General features: G+C 59.8%; 1 protein-coding gene. It reads right to left on the reverse strand.

Going from position 1 to position 241, the window contains the following annotated elements; genetic code table 11:
- A partial coding sequence (locus IEQ44_RS16435; RefSeq protein WP_319804721.1) for an AsmA family protein occupies positions 1 to 181 on the reverse strand: 181 nt, incomplete at its 3' end.
- Positions 182 to 241 lie beyond the last annotated feature (60 nt).

The raw sequence follows: 241 nt of genomic DNA on the forward strand, positions 1-241 counted from the left end.
TATTCCCTGGACGGAAATCCGCCTGCACCGGGAACGGCGTACCTTCGCTCCTGGCCGCCAGCATGCCGCCCATTTTTCCTTTCCCGCTCAGCGGCTGACCGTTGTAGCGCCCTTTGGCCGTCAGGCCGAACACATAATCTCCCGCTTTGGCGTTATCGCCTTTCGCCTGGTTGCCCGTCACTTCGCTAAACGGTAGCGGTTTCGTTCATGGAATGACTCTGGTCAGCGTTGGCGCCATACC

It is taken from the genome of Nocardioides malaquae, assembly GCF_015070385.1.
GTDB classification, from domain to species: Bacteria; Actinomycetota; Actinomycetes; order Propionibacteriales; family Nocardioidaceae; genus Nocardioides; species Nocardioides malaquae.